Source organism: Rhizobium sp. AG207R (assembly GCF_027109195.1).
Classification (GTDB): Bacteria; Pseudomonadota; Alphaproteobacteria; order Rhizobiales; family Rhizobiaceae; genus Rhizobium; species Rhizobium dioscoreae.
In genome coordinates, this window is record NZ_JAEPVT010000006.1 from 420,335 (window position 1) to 444,606 (window position 24,272).

A 24,272-nucleotide genomic window follows, 5' to 3' on the forward strand; every position below is an offset into this window, starting at 1 on the left:
CCTTCAATAATCCATGTCGGGCGCATAAAAACAGCGCGGCGTATTCTCGTCCGGAAACAGACAGAGATGATAGGCTCCGTCGGGAGAACGCATCGTTTTCTGCTGCGGCAGATTGAAGATATGCGCGTGGGTTATATAGCGATGATCGCCCGGATTGAGCGTCACCCGATAGCCACCGGGTACAATGGTGACGGTACGCGAGGGGATCATCTCGCAATCGCCCGTCTTGCTGTCACCATTGCAGCAATAGGGGTCGTAGGACCAGCCGGAGGGCGCCTCATGCCCAAAGGCGAAGGCTGTGGAGAGAAGAAAAAATACGAACGCCAGAATACCTCGCATGGGCAATTCTCCGTCGAAAAAATAGACGGCTACCGCGGACACGGCCCGCTCCAAGCAGCCAAGGGCATTTTATTAAAAAACTGCCATAATCTGATCTAATGCGCCCTAGGCGCCAGACAAGAGCGTGGCTTTTTGCTGACGCGGCAAACTCTCCCCTTCCCTCCGTCGCCAACATTTTGCAAGGTGCGGAGTCGGAGGAAGAAAAAGGGGAACTGAATGTATGAATACGCCATAGCGTGGGAATGGCTGGCCTTTGCCGCCCGCTGGTTCCACGTCATAACCGCCATTGCCTGGATCGGTTCGTCTTTCTACTTCATCGCGCTCGATCTCGGGCTGGTGAAGCGCCCGCATCTTCCGCCCGGCGCCTATGGCGAAGAATGGCAAGTCCATGGTGGCGGCTTTTATCATATCCAGAAATATCTCGTGGCTCCCGCGCAGATGCCGGAGCATCTGACCTGGTTCAAATACGAAAGCTATTTCACCTGGATTTCCGGCTTCCTGATGCTGTGCATCGTCTATTACGGCGGCGCCAACCTCTTCCTCATCGACCGGCATGTGCTCGATGTCAGCGTCCCGGTCGCGATCCTGATTTCACTCGCTTCGCTTGCCGGCGGCTGGATCGTCTACGACCTGCTTTGCAAGTCCCCGCTCGGCAACAACACCTGGGGCCTGATGATCGTGCTTTATGCCGTCCTGGTTTTCATGGCCTGGGGCTACACGCATCTCTTCACCGGCCGCGCCGCCTTCCTGCATCTCGGCGCCTTCACCGCGACGATCATGTCGGCGAACGTCTTCATGATCATCATTCCCAATCAAAAGATCGTTGTCGCAGACCTCATTGCCGGCCGCACGCCCGACCCTAAATATGGCCGTATCGCCAAGCAGCGCTCGCTGCACAACAACTACCTGACGCTGCCTGTCATCTTCTTCATGCTGTCCAACCACTATCCGCTGGCTTTCGGCACGGCCTATAATTGGGTGATCGCGGCGCTGGTTTTCCTCATGGGGGTCACCATCCGTCACTGGTTCAACACGACACATGCCCGCAAAGGTCATCCAACCTGGACCTGGATCGTTACCGTCGTCCTCTTCATTATCATCATGTGGCTTTCGACCGTTCCGAAGGTGCTGACCGAGGAGAAGGAGGCCAATGCGATTCCTCCCGCCTTCCAGCAATATGCCTCGGATATACATTTCTCGTCCGTCAAAGAGATAGTTTCGACGCGCTGCACCATGTGCCATTCGGCCGAACCCGTCTATGAGGGGATTGTTCGACCGCCAAAGGGCGTAATGCTGGAAAATGACGAGCAAATCGCTATGCATGCCCGGGAGATCTATATTCAGGCCGGCCGCAGCCATGCCATGCCTCCGGGCAATGTTACCGAAGTGACGCCAGAGGAACGCAAATTGCTGGTCGCCTGGTTCGAAAGCTCCATCGGAGAAAAAAGCCAATGACCACCCTTCTGCGCGGCCGACTGCTTTCCTTCAAGCACCTGCCGCAAAGCCTCGATGATACGGGCAGCTACGCTTACGAAAGCGACGGCGGCCTGCTGGTCGAGAACGGCATGATCGTCGCGACCGGGCCTTATGCCGATATCAAGGCGCAGGCGCCGGAAGGTGTCGCCGAAGTCGACCACCGCCCGCATCTGATCCTGCCGGGTTTCATCGACATGCACCTGCATTTTCCGCAGATGCAGGTGATCGCCTCCTATGCCGCCAACCTCTTGGAATGGCTGAACACCTATACCTTTCCCGAGGAATGCCGCTTCGTCGAAAGCACGCATGCCGAGCGCATCGCCACGCATTTCTACGACGAGATGATCCGCCACGGCACAACGACGGCCGTCGCCTACTGTTCTGTGCACAAGACCTCCGCCGACGCCTATTTTGCCGAAGCCATGCGTCGCAACATGCGCATGGTCGGCGGCAAGGTGATGATGGATCGCCACGCCCCACAGGGTCTGCTCGATACGCCCGAAATGGGCTATGACGAGACGCGCCAGGTGATCGCAGACTGGCACGGCAAGGGCCGCAACCATGTCGCGATCACCCCACGCTTCGCCATCACCTCCACACCGGCGCAGATGGAGGCAACGGCCGCGCTTGCCCGCGAATTCCCGGATCTGCATATTCAGACGCATCTGTCCGAGAACCACGACGAGATCAAGTTCACCTGCGCACTTTATCCGGAAGCGATCGATTATACCGATATCTATGCTCACTACGGACTGCTCGGCCCCAAGAGCCTGTTCGGCCATGCGATCCATCTTTCCGACCGCGAAGCCGACGCCATGAGCGAGGCCGGCGCGGTTGCGGTGCATTGCCCGACTTCCAACCTGTTCCTCGGCTCCGGCCTCTTCCCGCTGAAGGCGCTGGCCCGCCGCGAGAAACCCGTTCGCATCGGTGTCGCCACCGATATCGGCGGCGGCTCCAGCTATTCCATGCTGCGCACGATGGACGAGGCTTACAAGATCCAGCAGCTGCTCGGCGAACGCCTGAACCCGCTGGAAAGCTATTACTACATGACACGCGGCAATGCCGAGGCGCTCTCCCTCGTCGATAAGATCGGCACGCTCGATGCTGGCACGGAAGCCGACCTCATCGTGCTGAATGCAGCGGCAACGCCAGCCATGGCACTGAAGATGGAAGTGACGAAGAGCCTTACCGAAGAGCTGTTCCTGCTTCAGACCATGGGCGACGACCGGGCGGTCGTCGAAACCTATGTTGCTGGAAAGCCGATGAAATCGATCCTGCAATGAGGCAATCCCAGCCCACCTCCATGTAACCATCCAGAAGGCAAAGAGCCATGACCGCGCCGCTGACCATCGCCGAACTGAAAACGCTTGCGCAGCGGCGCGTGCCGAAAATGTTCTTCCAATATGCCGATTCCGGATCGTGGACGGAGTCGACCTACCGCGCAAACGAGGCTGATTTCGCCAAGATCAAGCTGCGTCAGCGCGTGCTCGTCGACATGTCCGACCGGTCGCTGGCAACCACCATGGTCGGTCAGAAAGCCTCGATGCCGGTGGCGCTGGCACCCACGGGCCTCACCGGCATGCAGCACGCCGATGGCGAGATGCTGGCGGCGCGGGCGGCGGAAGAATTCGGTATCCCCTTCACACTCTCGACCATGAGCATCTGCTCGATCGAGGACATCGCCTCGGTGACGAAGCAGCCCTTCTGGTTTCAGCTCTATGTGATGAAGGACCGCGATTTCGTCCTGAATCTGATCCAGCGCGCCAAGGCAGCAAAATGCTCGGCGCTGGTGCTGACAGCTGACCTGCAGATCCTCGGGCAGCGCCACAACGATATCCGCAACGGATTGTCGGCACCGCCGAAAATGACGGCGAAAAATCTCTGGCAGATGGCGACGCGGCCAGGCTGGTGCATGGGTATGCTGAAGACCAAGCGCCGCTCCTTCGGCAATATCATCGGTCATGCCAAGGATATTTCCGACATGACGACGCTGTCACACTGGACGCATTCACAGTTCGACCCCAAACTCTCCTGGCGCGATGTCGCCTGGATCAAGGAGCAATGGGGCGGCCCGTTGATCATCAAAGGCATTCTCGACGTCGAGGATGCAAAAGCGGCCGTCGATGTCGGCGCCGACGCCATCATCGTCTCCAATCACGGCGGCCGGCAGCTCGACGGCGCCCATTCTTCCATCAGCATGCTACCGAGAATCGTCGATGCCGTCGGCGACAGGATCGAGGTGCATATGGACGGAGGCATCCGCTCCGGCCAGGACGTACTGAAAGCCATAGCCCTCGGCGCCAAGGGCACCTTCATCGGCCGCCCCTTCCTCTATGGTCTCGGCGCCATGGGTAAGGAAGGCGTCACGCTGGCACTCGAAATCATCCGCAAGGAGCTGGATATTTCCATGGCACTCTGCGGCAAGCGCGATATCAAGGCGGTGGATCGGTCGATACTCGCTGACCTTTAATAGCGCATGTCGTTACCGCAAAACCGCTGCACACATTTGCGCGGCATGCTCTAGCGCAGCCAGCCTGTCGCCAGACCGCTCGCCCACTCCTCGCGGCCGTTCTGCGCCGCGAGCGTCGCCATCGCCATGTGGTCATAGGCCACCTGCCGGAAGACTGGCAGCCAGGTATCGCCGATCTTTTCCAGAATGGCGTAAGAAGCAAAGGGATGGCCCGCCTCCACCTTGTGATAGTAGGGCAGGTCATCGTCGTAGGCGGGGCAGCCGACGCTCCCGGGATTGACGATCAGGCGCCCGTCGGAAAGGCGAACGGCGCGCGGAATATGGCTATGCCCGCACAGGATCAGCGGAAAATCGATGCCGGCAGCCAGCGCCTCGATCTCTTCCAGCGGCTTTAGATAGACATGACCCTCGGGCGAGACGGATTCGAGCCAATAGACATTATCATCGGCTGGCGTCGCGTGGCAGAGATAGGCCTCATCCAGATGGACCGCACTGACCGGCAAGGTGTGCAGCCATTCGAGATGGCGTTCCGTCAGTTCAGAATGCGCGGCCCGATCTGAAACATGCATCGTCTCGGGCGCCTGTTCGATCAGATAGCGGTCGTGATTACCGCGCACCGTCGGCGCATTCAGTTCCAGCAGCAGGTCGGCTGTCTTTCCCGCCGTCAGTGGCCCGCTGAAGCAATCGCCGAGATTGATGATGTCGCTAATGCCCTGCCTGCGGATATCCGCAAGCACGGCTTCAAGCGCCAGATGATTGCCGTGGATGTCCGCTATGGCTGCAAAACGCAATCTCAGCTCCCGCGATAGGTGGAATAGCCGTAGGGTGAGATCAGCAGCGGCACATGATAATGCGCCGTGCTATCGGCAATGCCGAAACGGATCGGCACCAGATCGAGGAAAGCCGGCTCCGGCAGCTTGATACCGCTGGCACGCAGATAGTCTCCGGCGCGAAACAGCAATTCATAGGTGCCGGCAACGAAGCTGTCGCCGATCAGGATGGGACCGCCATCCACGCGTCCGTCGGCATTGGTCGTTACCGTCTTCACATGCCTGCGGGCATCGCCCTCGATTCTGAAGAGATCGATCACCAGCCCTTCGGCTGGCTTGCCGAGGGCGGTATCGAGCACATGGGTCGTCAATCCGGTCATAGCGTCGGTGCTCCGATGATGAAGGGCGTGTCGAAGAAATATTCCTCGAGGTTGTTCTCCGACCCGTCACGATCCACGATAAGGAAATCACTCTGTTCGTCGAGGGCCATCAGGGGATAATGCCAGACATTGATCCGATAGTTCACGCCCTGGTCGCCGCGCGCAAGGAAGACTTGCGGCCGGCCCGGCTTGCCGCCCTCATCTTCTGCAACGACGACGAGGAACGGCCGACCATTCAGCGGCACGAAACACTGGCTGCCGAAGGGGTGGCGCTCCATCATGTCGATCGAGAAGGGAAAGGCACGCGGCTGGCCGCGAAAGAGGTTCAGGATAACCCGCGCCCCGTCACCGAGAGCTTCGGCATTCGACAACGCGTGGAAACGTTCGGTTGTGCCACCGTTGATGTACCGCATAGTCGCAGGATCGGCCTCGATCACATCGCCGAATGGCTCAAACGCGGCCTTTGTCAAAGGATTGATGTCTAGATGCTGTGTCATTGACTGATTATTCGCCTTCCGCTCGCCAATGGCGAATGGAGTCCAGTTGCAGGAGCAACTCCGGAAGAGATTTGCGCGCGATGTCCCACAGGGCCGCCAACTCGATGTTGACATATCCTTGCGCAATACGATTCCGAAAGTCCTGCATCACATGCCAAGGCAGCTCCGGATGGTCAACGACAAACTCCGGATATTCCTCGGCAATGCGTATGGTAGCCTCGCCGATCAGCAGAAGGTTCATGCCGACGGCGCGCTGTTTCTCGACACTCTTGAAAAAGGCGGCTTGATCGACGTCCCGGAGGAATTGACCGATTTCGGATGCAGCCTGCTGCATGCGTTCGAGGTAGGTAATCAGTCGATCCAGGCTCATGCCGGCTTTCCTCCGCCGGCAACGCCCGATTCCGGTGCGATGACGCGCCTCTTGGCGTCACCAATCATCCGTCCGCTTCTATCTCTGCCCAATGCTTTCCGTGGTCCCATGACTCAGTATCCTGCCAAGCGGATACTAAGTCATGAGTAGACCGAAAAATAGCGCGTACCTCAACGAGAAATCCGCCCAGGGACATGGGTTGGAGGATCGCGGCCCTGAGGCCAAACCTCAGGCTTCAGGCAGCATGGATTGCAGACGCAGTAGCGCGATCTTCTCGACCTGAGCGGCAGCCGTCGCAAATTCCGTGTCCCGGCCGTTGCCAATCCGGGTTTCGAAGGCGGCAAGGATATCGTCCTTGCCGAGCCCCTTCACCGCGATAATAAAAGGAAAGCCAAATTTCGTCACATAGGCGGCATTGAGCTCGGTAAACCGAGCATGCTCCTCGGGGCTTAACCGATCGAGCCCTGCACCGGCCTGCTCCTTACGGCTATCCTCGGTCAGCTGGCCGGCAATCGCCAGCCGGCCGGCGAGATCGGGGTGTGCCCGCAGCACGCCAAGTCGCTCCGCCTCGCTGGCAGCGCGGAAGACCCGCACCAGCGCGGCATGCACGCCGCCGGAGGTCAATGGCTCGGCAATGGCGCCCTGATCGTAGGCGCGCTCGGCAACGAAGGGCGAATGTTCGAAAACACCGCCGAAGCGGCCGACAAAATCATCCCGCGAGATCATATCAGCGCGCGCCCCCGGGAAGGTGATTTTCATACCAGTGGTTGGCAATCTCGATGCGCTTTGGGATCCAGACCTTGTCGTGCTTCTGCACATATTCGATGAACCGCCGCAGCGCGGCGGCGCGGCCCGGGCGGCCGACGAGGCGGCAATGCAGACCGACAGACATCATCTTCGGACTGCCGTCCTTGCCCTCTTCATAGAGCGTGTCGAAAGCATCCTTGAGGTAGGTGAAGAACTGGTCGCCGGAATTGAAGCCCTGTGGTGTCGCAAAGCGCATGTCGTTGGTTTCGAGCGTGTAGGGAATGATCAGGAACGGCTTGCCGTTCAGACCATCGACCCAGAAGGGCAGATCGTCGGCATAGGAGTCGGAGGAATAGAGGAAACCGCCCTCCTCCATGACGAGCCGCAGCGTATTGTCCGACGGCTTGCCCTGATACATGCCGTAGGGCCGCTCGCCGGTGAGTTCGGTATGCAGCCGAACGGCTTCGAGAATGTGCTTGCGCTCCAGATCCTCGGAGAAATCCTTGTATTCCAGCCAGCGGTAGCCGTGGCTGGCGATTTCCCAGCCCGCTTCCTTCATGGCGGCAACCGCTTCCGGGTTGCGCGCCATGGCAAGCGTCACCCCATAGACCGTCGCTTGAACCTTGAGTTCGGTGAACATGCGCCACAGCCGCCAGAAGCCGGCGCGTGAACCATATTCGTAGATCGATTCCATGTTGAGGTTGCGCTGATTCGGCCAGGAAGCTGCGCCAACGATCTCCGAAAGCAGGTTTTCCGACCCCGGATCACCGTCGAGAATGCAGCTTTCTCCGCCCTCTTCGTAGTTGATCACGAACTGCACCGCGATGCGGGCATCGCCGGGCCATTTCGGATCCGGCGTATTGCGGCCGTAGCCAATGAGATTACGGGGATAGATTTCCGACATTGAAGCACCTTCTCTGATCCCGGAACGGTAGCATCCACGCCGCGAAAGTCGAGACGGAAAGTGGAAAATCACTTTCGCTTCAAAGCGGGGTATTGGCGTGAACGCCAGCCGCTAATCTAGGCGATCTTGCGGGCGCTGACCTTTCCCATGGGATGCAGCGAGTGCACCCGGAAGGGACCGCCAGCGCCTTCTTCCATCATGAGCGCAATGTTGGAAACGGGGATGGGCGCAGCCAAGGCAGGCTCGAAGAAATCGCGCAGCGCACGCTCGATACGCGCCATATCGGCAAGGCTCACGGTGCCCGTCAGCATCATCTGGAAGCGAAACTCGTCCATGACGTGCGGATGCCCCCAGCGATGCAGATTGGCGAACTGCGTCGCAGAAAGCCCATCCGGATCGATCCGTTCGATCTCGGCTTCGCTCAAAGGAGCCCGATATTGATCGAAGGTCTGCACCAGCGATGCCGCGAGGAAATGCATCTGCTGGCTTGGTGCGGAGGGAACGAGGCCCAGCGCGCCGCCGAGCCGCGCGACCTCGAGCCTCGGGATTTCGAAAGGCGCTACGGTGCCAGAGAACCGCATCAGATCGCGCAGCAACCCGGCTTCGGACATGTCTTCGGCCAACCGGAACGGCGCCTTCAGAATCCCCATGAAACCATAGCGGCGCGGGACTGCGGTGTAGAAAGCGATCTCGTGAATGCCGAGCCCGCGGACTGCGGGCGGATCGACCATCTCGCCGGAATAGACATTGCGGCCGAGCCAATTCGCCGCCACAAGCGTCAGCGGATCGCTCGCAGACGGTGTGAAGCAAATGGCATACCGCATAAAATTCCTCCAGGGCGTAACGTCAGGCAGACCGAACCGGCACCGATGGCCAAGGAGATAGGTGATTTGCGTGACAGATTGACGACCCGAAAGAGGCGTGAATTCACGTTTTATGTGATATGACTGAAATATGACTCGCTAAAGTGAAACTCTGCGGCAAGTTGAAGCGACCGGGCGCGCCCACCGCCTCACGTACCGCCGCCTCCGCCAGCCTATGCGCCAGCCCGAAGCTCACCTTAAAGCCGCCTGTGAGCGCAATCAACGCGGGGTGATCTGGATGGGCACCCACCATCGGATCACGATCCACGGCCTTCGGGCGCAAGCCCGCCCAACGCTCGACGACTTGCGCGGCGGCGAGCACCGGCGCCATGGCACGCGCCGCTGCAAACAGATCGTCGAGCTGCCCATCCGTCGATAAAGGATCGTCAAATCGGTTCTCGCTCGTGCTGCCGACCGCGACCAATCCATTCTCATGCGGAACGATATAGAGCCCGTCGCGGAAGATGACGGGCAAGCCGCCGTCAACATCGGCTTTCAGCATGGCCGCCTGTCCCTTGACCGGTTGACCGAATGAGGCTTTGCGTCCTTCCGTCAATTCATCAAGGATCGGAAACGAACGGTAACCGGCAGAAAGGATACAGCGCCCGAAGCGAATGTCGCCATCGCTTGAACGCGCAAGGCCCCGCCCTGGATCGATACTCTCGACGGTAACGCCCTCGCAAAGCCGAACATGTCGTGCAGCTGTAAGGAACCTCCGCAGGACCTCCAGAAACGCGCGCGGTGCGACGCGGGCCGCCAGTGTATCGTGGACAAAGCCGCTTTCGCCGGCTGAAGGTTCGATCCAGTCTTCGACGGGTGCGTCATCCAGCACATTCCAGTGAAACCGGCGCTCCCCATGGTGCCAATGCACCTCCGCATCCTGGGAATGACCCAGCGCGATCTGCCTCAAATGCGGCTTCGGCAGCGGGATCAAGCGACCGGCGCGGCGATAACCGGCTGAAAGGCCGGTCTCCGCTTCCAGGGTTGCAATTTCCTCTTCCAGCGCGACAAGCGCATCGAACTGAAACTGTTTCTTCTCGGACCATTTGTCCGGCATGTGCGGCATCAGCGCGCCAAGCAGACCACCGCTTGCCCCCTGCCCGAAACGGCCAGCTTCGACAAGCAATGTCCGGATACCAAGACGCTCGGCATGAACGGCGGCCCATAGCCCCATGATCCCGCCACCGACGATCAGCAGATCGACGGACGATTGACCCGCAGGTCTTGGAGGATTATCGGCTTTTTCCATGACAGATCCAGTTTCCGATCGGACCAAGGCGTCCGAAACCAATGCGGCAAGCCCGGAGCTCGAATGGCGCGACGGCGATATGCCCTATTCGACCGCATTTGGCGACCATTTTTATTGCCAGACCGACGGCAGGTTGGAATGTGGCCATGTCTTCCTGGCCGGCAATGGCGTTCCCGACCGCTGGCAGGGACGACAGGACTTCCGCGTCGGCGAACTCGGCTTCGGCACCGGCCTGAACTTCTGCGAGACCTGGCGCCAATGGCGGCAGCAGGCCATCCCCGGTTCGAACCTGCACTTCATATCCTTCGAACTCTATCCCATGAGAGCGGAGGAGATCGACCGCGCGCTTTCGCACTGGCCGGAAATCGATGGGGAGCGCCAGGCTCTTGCCGCAGCGTGGCCGGACAACCCGCAGGGTGTCGTGTCGCTGAGGCTAGATGCAAATACGCGTCTCAGCGTCGTCTGTGGCCCGGCTCTCGAAGGCGTCAGCCGTGCCGAACCGGGTTTTGATGCCTGGTATCTCGACGGTTTCGCACCCTCGCGCAATGCCGACATGTGGTCGCCGGAGCTGATGCAGACGCTCCACGACAAGACGGTTCCGAACGGCACCTTCGCCACCTATGCAGCCGCCGGCTTCGTGAGGCGAAACCTGCAGGCGGCCGGATTTATCGTGGAACGGCGCAAGGGCTTCGCCGGCAAGCGCGAAATGCTCTGCGGCATCAAGCCGGCCTGAGGCCGGTCCGATGTGCCGGGTTAGTCGGCAACCATATCGAGGGCTCAGATGAGTTCGCCAAGATGCTGGCGAACCCACTTGGCCTCTTCGGAGGCCGTCCGCCGGAAGTGCCGTTTGAAATCCCGGCTGAACTGCGCAGCACTGGCATAGCCGACCGATGCCGCCACCTCCGCAATCGTCCCACTTTGACGCGCGATCATCAACCGCGCCTCGTGGAGCCGCATTGCCTTCACATATTGTATCGGACTGCTTCCCGTCAGGGCTTTGAAATGGACGTGATAGGAGGGAACGCTCATCCCCACCTCACGCGCCAGCGCGGCAACCGAAATCTCGGAATTGTAGGTTTCACGCAATCGGGCCAGGCTTCGCACGATCTTACCGGAAATGCCCTGCTGCTGAAGCGCCGAGATCATCGCTCCGCCCTGCGGACCCACAAGGACCCGGTAGTGCAGCTCGCGCAGTATGCCTGCTCCCAGAACCGCAAGCTCGATGGGATCACGCAATGCCCGCAGCAGGCGCAGCACGACATCCTCGATCATCGGCTCCATCCTGCTCGATATCAGGCTTCTCACTTTGCCCATCGTTGTTACGGACCGTCTCGCCCCCACCTCCGAGGCGATCTCAGCAGCCACAAGCATGTCGAACTCGACATAGACAGCAAGCAAGGGGCGTTTTGCGCTGGCTGACGATTCCATCCGAAACGGAACGGGCACCGACACGGCCAGATAGTGCTCCTCATCGTAGAGGTAGACCTCGCCTTCCAGCATACCCTGCTTTCGGCCTTGCAGAACGAATACCGCACCGGGCTTGTAGAGCACCGGGACATCGTGAAGGACCGCCTCAGTCCTGAGAATCCGGACACCGGCAAGTGCGGTTGGATTGTATCCCTGGCTGGGAGCAAGAAGGCCTGCCAGCTCCATCAACTCCCGACGCTTCGACCATTGGCTCTTCGTATTCATAGGATTTGGCAAGATATTCATAGTTTTCGCGATCGCTGACAACAGTTTCGAAGATTATCAGTCATGAGCATCGACCAATCAAGAAGAGAACATCTATCATGTCACAGAAGACCTTCTTCATCACCGGAGCGAATTCCGGCTTCGGTTTCGCAATCGCAGCCGCCGCGATCCGGAATGGCCACAAGGTTATCGGCACCATCCGCTCGGAACAGTCGCGGACAGCCCTGACAGAACGCTTGCCGGCAGTGCAACCCATCCTATGCGACGTGACGGAATTTGACCGCATAGGCGACGTTGTTCGACAGGCGGAAGAAGACCATGGACCGGTCGACGTGCTGATCAACAATGCCGGCTACGGTCACGAGGGAATTCTTGAAGAGTCGCCTCTTGAAGAAATGCGCCGCCAGTTCGACGTGAATGTCTTCGGCGCAGTTGCGGTCGCCAAGGCCTTCCTGCCGCGCTTCCGCGAAAGGCGCAGCGGCTTCATCGTCAACGTCACCTCCATGGGCGGCATGATCACCATGCCCGGCATCGCCTATTACTGTGGAAGCAAATTTGCGCTTCAGGGCATCTCGGAGGTCATGCGAGCAGAGATGGCGCCTTTCGGCGTTCGGGTCACTGCCCTCTGCCCCGGCTCCTTCCGGACAGACTGGGCCGGACGCTCGATGGTCCGGACCGAACGATCAATCGCGGATTATGACACGCTGTTCGATCCGATCCGGCAGGCGCGGCAATCCAAAAGCGGCAAGCAGCTCGGCGATCCCGACAAGCTCGCCACAGCCGTCCTGGACCTGATCGAATCCGACGCCCCTCCGCCGCAGCTCCTGCTCGGCAGCGATGCCCTTGCACTTGTGTCGGATAGGATTGAGCGCCTCAAACAGGAGATCGAAGCCTGGAAAGCCGTTACCGTTTCCACCGATGGCTGATGGCCGCGACGGTTGCGATGGCGGGAAGCCGCCATCCAGCCCTGCGAGCAAGTCTGGATCCGAACCCTAGTTGTTCGAGCGATCTGCCATGAGAGCGGTATCGCCAAGATAGCGCCGGATCTTCGTCTCGAGAAGTTCGGGGCTGATCGGCTTGGACATGCAATCATCCATGCCAGACTGCATGCACATGATGCGATCGACATCCAGTGCCTGCGCCGTCACCCCGACGATGGGCACATGCCATCCATGCCCGGCCTGTGTCTCGAACTGCCGGATCATGCGGGTCGCCTGATGACCATTCATGACCGGCATGGACACATCCATGAGAATCAACGACGGCCGCAGCTGGCGCCATGCGTCCACGGCAGCCTGGCCGTTCTCCACGACGAGAAACCGCAGGCCGGTCGCCTGCAGGATCTGCGTGAAGACGATCTGGTTCACCTCGTTGTCCTCCGCCACGAGGACGTCGATGGCATTGCCTGATTTGGCCGACGTCATCCCGTCCGTGGCCTCGATCGCGGCTGCGGCTTCCATCTCTATCGGCAGCCGACGTTCAACGGAGGCCAATCGCTCACCCAGCTTTTTCCGCCGCGTTGCACGCACGACATCGATGATCGTGCCGCGCAGCACATTGGCGCGCACAGGCTTCATCAGATGCGCCTGGCCGTTGACCGCGGCGAATTCCCTGTCGCAACCGGCGACACCCATCGACGTCAGGAACACGATCGGCAGCGTGTCGAAACGCGGATCGGCGCGCACGGCGGTCGCGACCTGATAGCCATTCATGCCGGGCATGCTGTAATCGACGATAACAGCATCGACCGATACGCCCATATCGAAGGCAGCATCCAGAATAGCGAGCGCGGTCCCACCATTCTCGGCGACATGCCCGTCAAAACCCCATTGCGCCAGCTGTTCGGTCAAGATGCGCCGATGGATCGCGTCGTCTTCCACGATCAGGACGCGGGCATCCCTGACATTGGCCGGCAGCTCCGCGATTTTGCCCCGAGCGGCAACCAGCGGCATCGGCAGATGGACCGTGAAGACCGATCCCTTCCCCCATTCGCTCTCCACCGACAGCGAACCGCCGAAAAGATCGACGAGACCGGCAGTAATGGTAAGACCAAGGCCCGATCCCTCGAGCCGCCGCGCAAAGGATGAATCCGCCAGTGAGAATTTGTCGAAGATCGTATCGAGCTTTTCTTCGGGAATGCCGATGCCTGTATCTTCGATACGGAGGACAAGCAATATGGTGTCGCCCGGTGCCGGCTGGCTGTCCAACTCCACCAGCACATGACCGCGCTCGGTGAACTTGATCGCATTGCCGACAAGATTGGTCACGATCTGCCGAAAACGACCGGCATCGCCGAGGATCGCCGCCGGTACGCCGGGAGCGATGCGCACCATCAGCTCGATATTCTTTTCCGATGCGGCGGCAGCCAACAGGGTCGCGATATCCTCGACGGCCTCGGCGGGATCGAATGCCATCTTGCGCAGATGCATCTCGCCGGTATCGATGCGGGAAAAATCGAGAATGTCGTTGATGATGGTCAGCAACGCATTGCCCGATTTGACGATGATATCGACGAAGGTCTTCTGCCTCGCATCGAGATCGGTCTTGCCAAGCAGTTCCGCCATACCGAGAACGCCATTCATCGGTGTGCGGATTTCATGGCTCATATGAGTGAGAAATTCGGATTTCGCCCGATCCGCGGCATTGCTGCGCGCCAGGAGCAGCTGCAAATCCGCCTCGCGCTCCTTCATCTCGGTAACGTCGGTCAGCACCACCGTCCAGCGGCGATGCTCGCCGAGCGCGGCTTCGAGCTGCATCCAGCGATCGCCTTCAATCTGGAACACACAAGAGATCGGCTTGCCGGCAGCAACGCTTTCTCCCCAAGATGCCCGCATAGCCTCGGCGTCCTCGCCGAAGTCTCCGCGTTGCGCACAATAATCGAACGCCGCAGACCAGTTTCTACCGACTTCGAGGAGCTCGGCCGGCAGCTTCAGCATATCCTTCAGCCGGTCGTTGGCCAGCATGATCGTACCGTCTTGAACGATCAGCAGGCCTTGGGACATGGCCTGCATGGCATCGGCCATCAGCTCGCCGAGGCGTTCCAGCGCCAGCCGGGCCTCGGTGATCTCGCGGAATTGCTGCTTGACGGCGGAAATATCCGTGTAGGACATCAGCGTCCGCCCGTTGGCAATGCGGCGCGCATCGATGATGACGGATTTGCCGTCGGCAAAATTCACTTCTGTTTGTAGATGCTCGCCTGCCTTGCGCAGTGCTGCCAGGCGCGCCTGATAAATGTCGTCGATGCTGCGGCCGTCGGTGTCGAAGCGCGCGAGTTCGTAATGTTTGGCGATGAGATCCCGATAGGGGCGGCCTTCGAAGCGCTCATCCTTCGAGAATTCGAAAATGTCGTAGAAGGCATCATTCACGTATTCGACGACGTAGTCGCTGTCGTGGATCAAAACACCGATCGGCATCGAGCGAAGAATATTGTCGAGATCCTGATGCAGTCCCCTGGCAGGCGCTTCAAGAAATACACCGAAAATATAGAGGCGGTCTTCCGCAGGGGAAAAACTTTCGATCTGGATGCGCGAGCGCTCACGACCCGATCCATCGAAGCACAGCGCCACTTCTTCAGAGCCGAAGACCAGCGCACGGCGCTCCCTGTCTTCTCTGTCGGCGCTCTCGCTCGCATCGAGGAGATCGTGACTGCGATTGCCGATGAAATCGGAAATCTCGCGCCCGAAAAACCGCGCATAGGCATCATTGACGGCGACGTAACGAAGCTCGCTGTTCTTGATGTAGGCGGGCCTGTCCAGACTGGCGATCCGACGGCACGCTATGTCGAGCAGTTCACCGTCCAAGGTCAAACGGAGCCTCTCTTTTCACCGCGCATGATAGTTCATGAAACGACCCTCTAACATAAATGCCTTTAACAAGGCGTTAACCATGTTTAACCATCGCGCCGACGTCGCGTTCAGACCATGCACTGTTCTATAACGGTCATGCCTTGGTCGCAAACGACGGCGGCACATCGAGGGAAACTCTGCCAAGAATCCGTCAACGGATCATTGGGAGCGAGCGCCATGAGCGATGAAGAAAGCCTGACCTTGAACGAAGCGCAGATCGCAACGGCGACGGGCGAACGGCGGCGGCGGGCCGGAGGGCGTGGCGCCGAACGCAGCCGCAAGCCGAGCGGCACGAAATATCTCAACCTCGTCAACAATCTCGCGCACACGGAACTCCTGTCGCCTGAAGCGCTTGACGATATTCATGAGGCATCGCTGACCATCCTCGAAGAGATCGGCATGGATATCATCCTGCCGGAAGCGCGCGAGCGCATGAAGGCTGCCGGCGCGGACGTCACGCTGGGCAAGGAACGCGTCCGCTTCGATCGCAACATGATCATGGAGCTGATCGCTTCGATCCCCTCGAACTTCACGCTGCATGCCCGCAATCCCCTTAGAAACGTCGAGATCGGCGGCCGCAATCTTGTCTTCGCACAGGTTGCCTCCGCTCCCTTCGTCGCCGACCGCGATGGCGGCAGGAGAGCCGGCAACCAGGAGGACTTCCGCAAGCTTATCAAGCTTGCGCAGTCATTCGACGTCATCCATATGACCGGCGGCTATCCGGTCGAACCCATCGACATCCATGCCTCGGTGCGCCATCTCGATTGCCTCTCCGACATCGTGAAGCTCACCGACAAGGCCTTCCATTGCTATTCGCTTGGCAAGCAGCGCAATCTCGACGCGATCGAGATCGCCCGTATCGGCCGCGGCATCAGCATGGAGCAGATGGAGCGCGAGCCCTCACTCTTCACCATCATCAACTCCTCCTCGCCGCTGCGCCTCGACGGACCGATGCTGCAGGGGATCATCGAAATGTCCTCACGCGGCCAGGTAGTCGTGGTCACACCGTTCACGCTGGCAGGTGCCATGGCGCCGGTGACGATCGCCGGCGCGCTGGTGCAGCAGAATGCGGAAGCGCTCTGCGGCCTCGCCTTCACGCAGATGGTGCGCAAGGGCGCGCCGGTCATGTATGGCGGCTTCACCTCGAATGTCGATATGAAGACGGGCGCGCCCGCCTTCGGCACGCCGGAATACATGAAGGCGGTCATCGCGGGCGGCCAACTCGCTCGCCGATACGGCATCCCCTACCGCACCTCCAACACGAACGCTTCCAATACGCTCGATGCGCAGGCAGCCTACGAATCAGCGCTGTCGCTCTGGGCGCTGACCCAGGGCGGCGGCAATTTCGTCCTGCATGCAGCGGGCTGGAGCGAAGGCGGGCTAACCGCCTCCTTCGAGAAATTCATCCTGGATGTCGACATGCTGCAGATGGTCGCGGAATTCCTCAAGCCGCTTGATGTCAGCGCCGATGCCCTGGCGCTGGATGCCGTACGCGACGTTGGCCCCGGCGGCCATTATTTCGGCACGGCGCACACGCTCGCCCGCTACGAAACCGCCTTCTATTCGCCGATCCTGTCCGACTGGCGAAACAATGAAACCTGGACGGAAGCCGGAAGACCTACAACCTACGATCACGCCAATCGCGTCTATAAGGAAACGTTGGCGCGCTACGAACGGCCGCCCCTCGATCCGGCAATCGAGGAAGAGCTCGACGCCTTCGTCGCAAGACGCAAGGCGGAGGGCGGTGTTCCTACAGATTTCTAATTAAAAATCAAAGGCTTTACGCCTGGAATCATGAACGAAATTTAATCTCGCGACCCACTTTTCGGCCGCGACTTCGCCCCGTTTCCCAAGCAACGTCTAACTCGGCTTTGGCTGGGAGCCAGCCTGTGTTTTGGGAAAGGGATGTCAATGTCTGTGCTTCGCACTTTAACGACGGCCGGTTTGATCGCGCTGACGCTTGGCAGCGCCACGGCCGTAACCACCACCACTGCCAGCGCCTCCGACCGCGGCGCCTTCTTCGGCGGTCTTGCCGCCGGTGTTGTCGGTGGCGCCTTGATAGCCGGGGCTGCGCGCCCGGCCTACCCTGCTTATTATCCGGCATATCCGGCCTACTATGACGGCCCGGTCTACGAGCGCGTCTATGTGCGCCCCTATCCCAGCTGCTATTGGGCGTGGCGCCACGACGGGTGGGGTCGGCCCTATCGTGTCGAGGTCTGCCGCTAGGATCAGCAATCGCTGATTGAGCGCATGCGCCCTTGTCAGATTTGGGATGCCGCCGGATTTCGGCGGCATTTTTGTATGCGCGATGAAAAGCTTTCGCCTACACCTCTTGACATTCCGCGCGTTTAAGACCAAATGCGCCTCAGCTTTCACCTTCCGGCCGCCGCGTGAGCGTGCCCTGCGGGACAATCTGTACGCAAGAGAAGGATAAAAGCGCTTTTATGAATGAGGCCGCGCCAAGCGCTGCGGCCAATGCGCTGGGAAAGCTATTTCCAACTTACAAGTTCCCACTTCACGCGGGGTTCTTGACGCCAGAGACAGACCGGACCGCATGGTGCGACCCGGCCTATTTTCTGTGGCGCCCCGAAAGGTATTGAATTGACCGATTTTCACTCGCTTGGTCTCTCCAAGCAGATCGTAGATACGCTGTCGCAGAACAACTTCGCTACGCCGACGCCGATCCAGGCACAGGCGATCCCACTCGTTCTCCAGGGCCGCGATCTTATCGGCCTCGCCCAGACCGGCACCGGCAAGACGGCCGCATTCGGCCTGCCGATCATCGAAATGCTGACCAAGGAAGGCAAGCGCCCGGATAACCGCACGACGCGCACCCTGATCCTTGCCCCCACCCGCGAGCTGGTGAACCAGATCGCCGACAATCTGAAGCTCTTCGTGCGCAAGACGCCGCTGCGCATCAACATCGTCGTCGGCGGTGTTTCGATCAACAAGCAGCAGCTTCAGCTGGAGCGCGGCACCGACATTCTCGTCGCGACGCCAGGCCGCCTGCTCGACCTCATCAACCGCCGTGCCATCTCGCTCGGCCACGTCACGCACCTCGTCCTCGACGAAGCCGACCAGATGCTCGATCTCGGCTTCATCCACGATCTCCGCAAGATCGCCAAGCTCGTCCCGGCCAAGCGCCAGACCCTGCTCTTCTCGGCGACCATGCCGAAGGCGATTGCCGACCTCGCTTCCGATTACCTGACCAATCCGGTCAAGGTGGAAGTCACCCCGCCCGGTAAGGCTGCCGACAAGGTGGAACAGTATGTGCATTTCGTCGCCGGCCAGAACCACAAGACCGAAATCCTCAAGGAAACGCTGAACGCCAACCCGGATGGCCGTTCGATCGTCTTCCTGCGTACCAAGCACGGTGCCGAGAAACTGACGAAGCATCTCGACCATGTCGGCTATGCCGCCGCCTCCATTCATGGCAACAAGAGCCAGGGCCAGCGCGAGCGCGCTCTGAAGGGCTTCCGTGATGGCGACGTCCGCGTTCTCGTCGCAACTGACGTCGCCGCACGCGGTATCGACATTCCCGGCGTTTCGCATGTCTATAATTACGACCTGCCGGAAGTGCCGGATGCTTACGTCCACCGCATCGGCCGCACCGCGCGCGCCGGCCGCGATGGCATCGCTATCGCCTTCTGCTCGCCCGACGAAATCCGCCTGTTGCGTGACATCGAGCGCCTGATGGGTATCGAGATCGCCGTTGCGAGCGGCGAAGCTCCGGCCGATCGCGGCCGTCCCGTTCGCGGCAAGGGCCGTGGCGGCCAGGGTAATGGTAATCACGGCAATGGCGGCCAGGGCAGAGGCCAGAATGGCCAGGGACGCGAGCGCGGCGAAGGCCGCCCGCAACGTCCGGCCCGCCGTCCGTTCTTCGACAAGGAAAACGGCGAGGCTCGTGGTGAGGCTGGCGAGCGCCAGGAACGCCGCCCGCGCGACGATCGCCCGCATCGCGAAAACAATCGCAACGCCGATTTCCGTGGCCAGCGCCGCAACGAACCGACGCCACGCCCGGAACCCGACAACGACCTCGCCTCCACCTCGGATTTCCGTCCCGCTCGCAAGCAGCAGCACAATGGCCAGTCCAATGGCAACGGTGCCGCGCATGAGGGCGGCGCCCATCGCGGCCAGCGCCATTCCCACGGCCGCCCCGCAGGTCGCCACAACGAAGAGCGTGGCGCCCAGGGCGAACAACGCAATGGCGGCAACGGCCGCATGCGCCGCCGCGGCAATAGCGGCCAGCGCCGCGAGCGTGCCTGATGGAGTTAAGGGGGCCGATTGGCCCCTTTTTCTTTGGTTATTCCGCCTGGCTTTGCAGGCTTTCGATTAAAGCCGGGAGATCATCCCAAACATATGCGATCTGACCGATTGCAGTTTCGCCGAATGTAAGCGACCCCGTCGCCACTGATCGACCGCGCAGGCGCTCGTAGAAACCCCTGTTTGGATTGTTCTCCAATGCCAACGCCAGCAATCCTTTATGTTCCATATCTTTGAGAGCTCGCGCCACTTTAGTAAAGAGAGCCGAACCGATCTTGCGGCGCTGATAGCGAGGCAGAAGATAAAGCGCGTAAACTTCAGCTTCCTGCGGGAAGCCCGAATGCCGGCTTGACCCTCCGCTCGCAAATCCGACAACCTCGCCTTTCTCGTCTTCCGCCACGTAATAAGCAATGCCGGCATGACCAAGATAGCGGCGATGGCGCTGCTCCTGATGTCTATAGGACATGCCCTTTAGGAAATCCTCCGGCAACAGCCCGGCAAAAGTCGCCCTCCAGACATCGACCACGACACGGGCAATGCCCGACAAATCGCCGTCGACAGCAGGCCGAATCTCAATCGCCATCAATAGTTCCTCCGTTGACGGCCTGCATGAAGACTTCGGACGCAGTCATGAGAGTAAATTCGAAACTTCGAAGCAACCCGGCTTTCTCATTTCTCTTGGCGAACAATGTTTGGATGACTGTTTCCTGCCTGCAGACGCTTCCCGGCATAGTCTAGAGCATGTTTGGAGGATTGGGAGGCGGTGCATTGCGAAAGACGGCAACGCGGCCGATGTCGGCAAACGACTGGGGGCAGCTCCTGCTTCTCGGCGCGTTGTGGGGCGGATCATTTTTCTTTGCCCGTATAGCGGTGGCAGAAATCCCGCCGCTGGCGCTGGTGCTCTATCGGGTTTCGATTGCCGCGCTTGTTCTGCATGTCTGGTTGCGCCTGCGTAACATTTCCTTTGCTCCCGCTATTGCCAGATCAGCTTCGTTCCTGGGTCTCGCACTGCTCAACAACGTCATCCCGTTTTCTCTGATATTCAGCGGCCAAACGGAGATCGGAGCAGGCCTTGCCTCGGTGCTCTACGCGACAACGCCCCTCTGGACAGTCCTGGTCGCAAATCTGCTGACGGCTGACGAAAAGCTCTCCGCCAGCAAGCTCGCCGGCGTGGCTCTGGGGATTGGCGGCGCTGCCATTATGATCGGTCCAGGGCTCTTCGCCAATTTGGGCGGACCGACATGGGCAAAGCTTGCGGTCATCGGAGCGGCAATTTCCTATGCATTCGCGGCCGTTTTCGCGAAGCGATTTCGGGATATCAAGCCGGTCGTTGTTGCCGCCGGCCAGTTGACCGCCTCCACCATCGTTATGATACCGATCGTCCTTCTTCTCTACGATCCGGGCGAAATCATAAGTACGAATATCTCGATCTGGCTGGCCATTGGGACTCTTGCAATCGTAACGACTGCCTTCGCCTTCATTCTCTATTTCAATCTCATCGCCTCCGCCGGGGCGACAAATGCGTCGCTGGTGACGCTGCTCGTGCCGGCGAGCGCGATCATCTTGAGCGCCGCATTCCTTGGAGAACGTCTGGAACCTTACGAATTCCTCGGATTGGCTCTGATCGTCTCCAGCCTGGTAGTTGTCGATGGCAGGCTCTTACGATGGCGGCAACGGAGCGATGCCCTGAAGAAGTCGTAGAGCCTATTCCGGCACGACTTCCGCCTGACGCCGATTGGTGAGGTAGACACCGATCACCACAATCACCGTGCCGACGATAATCGGCAGCGTCAGCGGCTCGCCGAATGCGATAGCGGCCTCGATGGCGACGGCCGGCGGCATCAGGTAGATCAGCGATGCGGCGCGCGACACCTGCCCGCGGCGGATGAGATAGAGCAGCAGGCCGACGGCGCCCATGGACAGGCCGAAGACCGACCAGAGCAGCGACAAAATCGCTGTCTGCGTGCCGTCAAAGTGCAAATCTTCGAAGATGAAGGTCAAGGGAACGGTCACGATCAGCGCGCCGACATATTGCAAGGTCGCAATGGTTCTGAGGTCGCCTGTCTGAAGGTGCCGCTTCTGATAGAGCGTGCCATAAGTCACCGAGACCATAGCCAGCAGATTGACAACAAGCGGCACCGCCGATTGCCAGAGGTTGGCCGTATCCGTCGCCAGGAGTTTCGGCGAGATCGCGATCGCAATGCCGAGGAAACCGAGAAGCAGACCGACCTTCTGGATCGGCCGCAGCCGCTCGCCGACAAGAAGCGGTGCGGCCATGGCGGTCATCAGCGGCTGCAGTGCCGCAATGATGCCGGAAATGCCGGCCGGCACGCCCTCGGCAATCGCCCACCAAAGGCCCGCGAGATAGATGCCGTGCAGGAAAATCCCTGAATAGACAGCCCGAAACACGCTGGCCCAGTCGCGTGGCCACCGGGCGCGGACGATCGAACAGAGCAGCACGAAAGCAAGCGCCGAAAGGCTGTAGCGAATCATCAGGAAGGTAAAGGGACCCGCATGCAGCGAAGCATATTTGGCGACGATCCAGCCGGTGGACCAGAGAAGGACAAAAATCGCGGGCGCAAGCCTATCGAGGGACATGGGAATCGGACCGATATATGTGGCGCTTGGGATCCGGAATCCTGGTCGACTCGGGGTGTCGCGCGGAGGGGTTGAAGGCTGATAGCCGATAGCGGCTGTGCGGTCAAAATCGATCTGCTGAAAACAGCGATCAATTTTTCTTCACGTCCGGCCAACCACCGCCATGGTTTCAGAAATCTCAGCCATCACCCAGGCACTCAGTCCGCAAAAGAAGCAGATGCTCAAATTTTGATCCGCAGATTGCGACAAGAGCTGGCAGGTAACAACCCTGTTACTCTTAAATGCCTGTAAATCCGGCATTTTCCGACATTCAGAAATTCGCGATGGCAACTGCGCATAGTTCTTGCATTGTAAAAACCGTTGTATTCAAATGGGTAAAAACACGGGGACCGCACCTTTGGCATTTGATGAAATGATTACTGCGGATGAAAGTCCGCGCGCGCCTTACGAGAAATACTTCGAGTGGTACTCAGGCCAGGACAGAGGCCACCTCATTGCCAAATCCCGCGATGCGGAAACCATCTTCCGAAAGACGGGCATTACCTTCGCGGTCTACGGACACGCAGACTCCTCCGAAAAGCTCATCCCGTTCGACATCATCCCCCGCATCATATCAGGCCGCGAATGGCGCAAGCTCGCCCAGGGCATCGAACAACGGGTCGTCGCCCTCAACGCCTTCCTCGACGACATCTACCACAAGCAGGAAATCATCCGCGCCGGCCGCATCCCGCGCGAACTGATCGAGAAGAACGACGCCTTCCTGCCTGAAATGATCGGCTTCCGCCCGCCGGGCGGCGTCTACACCCATATCGTCGGCACCGATATCGTGCGCACCGGCGAAGACCAGTTCTATGTGCTCGAGGATAATGCCCGCACCCCTTCCGGCGTCAGCTACATGCTGGAAAACCGCGAAACGATGATGCAGATGTTCCCCGAGCTGTTTCACCAGAACAAGGTGCAGCGCGTCGAGGACTATCCACTGCTGCTGCGCCAGAGCCTGGCATCGCTCGCGCCTCCGGGCTGCACCGGCAAGCCGCGCGTCGCAGTGCTCACGCCCGGCATCTACAACTCCGCCTATTACGAACATTCTTTCCTGGCCGACATGATGGGTGTGGAACTGGTGGAAGGCTCGGATCTGCGCGTCATCGACGGCAAGGTGAAGATGCGCACGACGCGCGGCTATGAGGCGATCGACGTGCTCTACCGCCGCGTTGACGACGATTTCCTCGATCCCCTCACCTTCCGCCCGGATTCCGCACTCGGCATTCCCGGCATCATGGATGTCTATCGCGCCGGCAATATCACCATCGCCAACGCACCCGGCACCGGCATATCCGACGACAAGGCGATCTATTCCTACATGCCTGAGATCGTCGAATTCTATACCGGCCGCAAGCCGATCCTCGAAAACGTGCCGACCTGGCGCTGTTCGGAACCCAGCAGCTTGCAATATGTGCTCGATAACCTCGCCGATCTCGTAGTCAAGGAAGTCCACGGTTCTGGCGGCTACGGCATGCTTGTGGGACCGACGGCCACGAAAAAGGAGCGGGCGGCCTTTGCCGAGAAGCTCAAAAGCAAGCCGAATAACTACATCGCGCAGCCAACACTTTCCCTCTCTACGGTACCTATCCTGGTCAACAAGGGTATTGCGCCGCGGCACGTCGATCTGCGGCCCTATGTCCTCGTCTCCGACAAGGTGCGGATCATCCCCGGCGGTCTGACCCGCGTGGCGCTGAAGGAAGGCTCGCTGGTGGTCAATTCCAGCCAGGGCGGCGGCACCAAAGACACCTGGGTTCTGGAGGACTGATC

Annotated in this window: 23 protein-coding genes; 10 read left to right on the forward strand and 13 right to left on the reverse strand. The window is 59.8% G+C overall.

Features of this window, described 5'->3' with window-relative positions:
* Window positions 1–3 precede the first annotated feature (3 nt).
* The gene (locus tag JJQ51_RS17155; protein ID WP_113332307.1) at window positions 4–339 is read right to left on the reverse strand and encodes a hypothetical protein; all 336 of its coding nucleotides are present in this window, start codon (window positions 337–339) and stop codon (window positions 4–6) included.
* A gap of 216 nt (window positions 340–555) precedes the next feature.
* On the opposite strand from JJQ51_RS17155, the gene JJQ51_RS17160 reads away from it, so the two are divergent.
* Genes JJQ51_RS17160 through JJQ51_RS17170 form a run of 3 tightly spaced genes read left to right on the forward strand, consistent with a single transcriptional unit; the run spans window position 556 to window position 4,285 of the window.
* Window positions 556–1,794 (forward strand): urate hydroxylase PuuD, encoded by a 1,239-nt coding sequence (locus JJQ51_RS17160; RefSeq protein WP_113332173.1) that lies wholly within the window; start codon window positions 556–558, stop codon window positions 1,792–1,794.
* A complete protein-coding gene (gene guaD, locus JJQ51_RS17165; RefSeq protein WP_113351801.1) occupies window positions 1,791–3,098 on the forward strand; it encodes a guanine deaminase in 1,308 nt (435 codons plus the stop codon). The genes JJQ51_RS17160 and guaD overlap by 4 nt, the downstream gene beginning before the upstream one ends.
* A 47-nt stretch (window positions 3,099–3,145) precedes the next feature.
* On the forward strand, window positions 3,146–4,285 hold the full coding sequence (locus JJQ51_RS17170) for an alpha-hydroxy acid oxidase (RefSeq protein WP_152092600.1): 1,140 nt from the start codon (window positions 3,146–3,148) through the stop codon (window positions 4,283–4,285).
* Between the two features lie 50 nt (window positions 4,286–4,335).
* Here JJQ51_RS17170 and JJQ51_RS17175 read toward each other — a convergent pair whose 3' ends face one another.
* The 8 genes from JJQ51_RS17175 to JJQ51_RS17210 form a co-directional block, all read right to left on the reverse strand.
* On the reverse strand, window positions 4,336–5,076 hold the full coding sequence (locus tag JJQ51_RS17175; RefSeq protein ID WP_113351799.1) for a metallophosphoesterase family protein: 741 nt from the start codon (window positions 5,074–5,076) through the stop codon (window positions 4,336–4,338).
* Between the two features lie 2 nt (window positions 5,077–5,078).
* Window positions 5,079–5,435, reverse strand: coding sequence for a hydroxyisourate hydrolase (gene uraH / locus JJQ51_RS17180; RefSeq protein ID WP_113351798.1), 357 nt, complete (start codon window positions 5,433–5,435; stop codon window positions 5,079–5,081).
* Window positions 5,432–5,932, reverse strand: a complete 501-nt coding sequence (locus tag JJQ51_RS17185; RefSeq protein ID WP_113332168.1) for an ureidoglycolate lyase — start codon at window positions 5,930–5,932, stop codon at window positions 5,432–5,434. The genes uraH and JJQ51_RS17185 overlap by 4 nt, the downstream gene beginning before the upstream one ends.
* Before the next feature lie 7 nt (window positions 5,933–5,939).
* Window positions 5,940–6,302 carry a HepT-like ribonuclease domain-containing protein gene (locus JJQ51_RS17190; RefSeq protein WP_113351797.1) on the reverse strand — a complete coding sequence of 121 codons (363 nt, stop codon included), beginning with the start codon at window positions 6,300–6,302 and terminating at the stop codon, window positions 5,940–5,942.
* A 228-nt stretch (window positions 6,303–6,530) separates the two neighbouring features.
* Entirely contained in the window at window positions 6,531–7,028 is a 498-nt protein-coding gene (gene uraD / locus JJQ51_RS17195; protein ID WP_113351796.1) for a 2-oxo-4-hydroxy-4-carboxy-5-ureidoimidazoline decarboxylase, read from the reverse strand.
* A 1-nt stretch (window position 7,029) separates the two neighbouring features.
* A complete protein-coding gene (gene puuE, locus JJQ51_RS17200; RefSeq protein ID WP_113351795.1) occupies window positions 7,030–7,953 on the reverse strand; it encodes an allantoinase PuuE in 924 nt (307 codons plus the stop codon).
* A gap of 116 nt (window positions 7,954–8,069) precedes the next feature.
* The gene (locus JJQ51_RS17205; RefSeq protein WP_269244973.1) at window positions 8,070–8,777 is read right to left on the reverse strand and encodes a DUF1045 domain-containing protein; all 708 of its coding nucleotides are present in this window, start codon (window positions 8,775–8,777) and stop codon (window positions 8,070–8,072) included.
* Window positions 8,778–8,880: 103 nt separating this feature from the next.
* Window positions 8,881–10,065, reverse strand: coding sequence for an NAD(P)/FAD-dependent oxidoreductase (locus tag JJQ51_RS17210; protein WP_269244974.1), 1,185 nt, complete (start codon window positions 10,063–10,065; stop codon window positions 8,881–8,883).
* Between JJQ51_RS17210 and mnmD the strand changes: the two genes are divergently transcribed.
* On the forward strand, window positions 10,064–10,798 hold the full coding sequence (gene mnmD, locus JJQ51_RS17215) for a tRNA (5-methylaminomethyl-2-thiouridine)(34)-methyltransferase MnmD (RefSeq protein ID WP_269244975.1): 735 nt from the start codon (window positions 10,064–10,066) through the stop codon (window positions 10,796–10,798). The two genes, JJQ51_RS17210 and mnmD, sit on opposite strands and share 2 nt — an antisense overlap.
* A gap of 44 nt (window positions 10,799–10,842) precedes the next feature.
* Here the strand turns inward: mnmD and JJQ51_RS17220 are convergent, their stop codons facing one another.
* Window positions 10,843–11,772, reverse strand: a complete 930-nt coding sequence (locus JJQ51_RS17220; protein WP_269244981.1) for an AraC family transcriptional regulator — start codon at window positions 11,770–11,772, stop codon at window positions 10,843–10,845.
* Between the two features lie 83 nt (window positions 11,773–11,855).
* Here JJQ51_RS17220 and JJQ51_RS17225 point away from each other — a divergent pair, with 83 nt between their 5' ends.
* On the forward strand, window positions 11,856–12,683 hold the full coding sequence (locus tag JJQ51_RS17225; RefSeq protein WP_269244976.1) for an oxidoreductase: 828 nt from the start codon (window positions 11,856–11,858) through the stop codon (window positions 12,681–12,683).
* 66 nt (window positions 12,684–12,749) lie between these two features.
* On the opposite strand, the gene JJQ51_RS17230 is transcribed toward JJQ51_RS17225, so the two are convergent.
* Entirely contained in the window at window positions 12,750–15,563 is a 2,814-nt protein-coding gene (locus tag JJQ51_RS17230; protein WP_269244977.1) for a response regulator, read from the reverse strand.
* 216 nt (window positions 15,564–15,779) lie between these two features.
* Here JJQ51_RS17230 and JJQ51_RS17235 point away from each other — a divergent pair, with 216 nt between their 5' ends.
* The 3 genes from JJQ51_RS17235 to JJQ51_RS17245 all read left to right on the forward strand — a co-directional run bounded on the left by JJQ51_RS17235 (window position 15,780) and on the right by JJQ51_RS17245 (window position 19,868).
* The gene (locus JJQ51_RS17235; RefSeq protein ID WP_269244978.1) at window positions 15,780–17,366 is read left to right on the forward strand and encodes a trimethylamine methyltransferase family protein; all 1,587 of its coding nucleotides are present in this window, start codon (window positions 15,780–15,782) and stop codon (window positions 17,364–17,366) included.
* 147 nt (window positions 17,367–17,513) lie between these two features.
* A complete protein-coding gene (locus JJQ51_RS17240; RefSeq protein WP_113332159.1) occupies window positions 17,514–17,828 on the forward strand; it encodes a hypothetical protein in 315 nt (104 codons plus the stop codon).
* A 375-nt stretch (window positions 17,829–18,203) separates the two neighbouring features.
* Window positions 18,204–19,868: a DEAD/DEAH box helicase gene (locus JJQ51_RS17245; RefSeq protein ID WP_113351787.1), complete on the forward strand. Its 1,665-nt coding sequence runs from the start codon at window positions 18,204–18,206 to the stop codon at window positions 19,866–19,868.
* Window positions 19,869–19,905: 37 nt separating this feature from the next.
* Here the strand turns inward: JJQ51_RS17245 and JJQ51_RS17250 are convergent, their stop codons facing one another.
* Entirely contained in the window at window positions 19,906–20,448 is a 543-nt protein-coding gene (locus JJQ51_RS17250) for a GNAT family N-acetyltransferase (RefSeq protein WP_113351786.1), read from the reverse strand.
* A 209-nt stretch (window positions 20,449–20,657) separates the two neighbouring features.
* On the opposite strand from JJQ51_RS17250, the gene JJQ51_RS17255 reads away from it, so the two are divergent.
* On the forward strand, window positions 20,658–21,566 hold the full coding sequence (locus JJQ51_RS17255; protein WP_113351785.1) for a DMT family transporter: 909 nt from the start codon (window positions 20,658–20,660) through the stop codon (window positions 21,564–21,566).
* 3 nt (window positions 21,567–21,569) lie between these two features.
* On the opposite strand, the gene JJQ51_RS17260 is transcribed toward JJQ51_RS17255, so the two are convergent.
* Window positions 21,570–22,463, reverse strand: coding sequence for a DMT family transporter (locus tag JJQ51_RS17260; protein ID WP_113332155.1), 894 nt, complete (start codon window positions 22,461–22,463; stop codon window positions 21,570–21,572).
* Between the two features lie 397 nt (window positions 22,464–22,860).
* Here JJQ51_RS17260 and JJQ51_RS17265 point away from each other — a divergent pair, with 397 nt between their 5' ends.
* On the forward strand, window positions 22,861–24,270 hold the full coding sequence (locus JJQ51_RS17265; RefSeq protein ID WP_113332154.1) for a circularly permuted type 2 ATP-grasp protein: 1,410 nt from the start codon (window positions 22,861–22,863) through the stop codon (window positions 24,268–24,270).
* Window positions 24,271–24,272: the final 2 nt, after the last annotated feature.

Excerpts from the sequence above, each read along its gene's own strand:
- JJQ51_RS17155 (WP_113332307.1), bottom strand. The coding sequence starts at position 339 with ATGCGAGGTATTCTGGCGTTCGTATTTTTTCTTCTCTCCACAGCCTTC.
- JJQ51_RS17160 (WP_113332173.1), top strand. The coding sequence starts at position 556 with ATGTATGAATACGCCATAGCGTGGGAATGGCTGGCCTTTGCCGCCCGC.
- guaD (WP_113351801.1), top strand. The coding sequence starts at position 1,791 with ATGACCACCCTTCTGCGCGGCCGACTGCTTTCCTTCAAGCACCTGCCG.
- JJQ51_RS17170 (WP_152092600.1), top strand. The coding sequence starts at position 3,146 with ATGACCGCGCCGCTGACCATCGCCGAACTGAAAACGCTTGCGCAGCGG.
- uraH (WP_113351798.1), bottom strand. The coding sequence starts at position 5,435 with ATGACCGGATTGACGACCCATGTGCTCGATACCGCCCTCGGCAAGCCA.
- JJQ51_RS17185 (WP_113332168.1), bottom strand. The coding sequence starts at position 5,932 with ATGACACAGCATCTAGACATCAATCCTTTGACAAAGGCCGCGTTTGAG.
- JJQ51_RS17190 (WP_113351797.1), bottom strand. The coding sequence starts at position 6,302 with ATGAGCCTGGATCGACTGATTACCTACCTCGAACGCATGCAGCAGGCT.
- uraD (WP_113351796.1), bottom strand. The coding sequence starts at position 7,028 with ATGATCTCGCGGGATGATTTTGTCGGCCGCTTCGGCGGTGTTTTCGAA.
- puuE (WP_113351795.1), bottom strand. The coding sequence starts at position 7,953 with ATGTCGGAAATCTATCCCCGTAATCTCATTGGCTACGGCCGCAATACG.
- JJQ51_RS17205 (WP_269244973.1), bottom strand. The coding sequence starts at position 8,777 with ATGCGGTATGCCATTTGCTTCACACCGTCTGCGAGCGATCCGCTGACG.
- mnmD (WP_269244975.1), top strand. The coding sequence starts at position 10,064 with ATGACAGATCCAGTTTCCGATCGGACCAAGGCGTCCGAAACCAATGCG.
- JJQ51_RS17210 (WP_269244974.1), bottom strand. The coding sequence starts at position 10,065 with ATGGAAAAAGCCGATAATCCTCCAAGACCTGCGGGTCAATCGTCCGTC.
- JJQ51_RS17225 (WP_269244976.1), top strand. The coding sequence starts at position 11,856 with ATGTCACAGAAGACCTTCTTCATCACCGGAGCGAATTCCGGCTTCGGT.
- JJQ51_RS17235 (WP_269244978.1), top strand. The coding sequence starts at position 15,780 with ATGAGCGATGAAGAAAGCCTGACCTTGAACGAAGCGCAGATCGCAACG.
- JJQ51_RS17240 (WP_113332159.1), top strand. The coding sequence starts at position 17,514 with ATGTCTGTGCTTCGCACTTTAACGACGGCCGGTTTGATCGCGCTGACG.
- JJQ51_RS17250 (WP_113351786.1), bottom strand. The coding sequence starts at position 20,448 with ATGGCGATTGAGATTCGGCCTGCTGTCGACGGCGATTTGTCGGGCATT.
- JJQ51_RS17255 (WP_113351785.1), top strand. The coding sequence starts at position 20,658 with ATGTCGGCAAACGACTGGGGGCAGCTCCTGCTTCTCGGCGCGTTGTGG.
- JJQ51_RS17260 (WP_113332155.1), bottom strand. The coding sequence starts at position 22,463 with ATGTCCCTCGATAGGCTTGCGCCCGCGATTTTTGTCCTTCTCTGGTCC.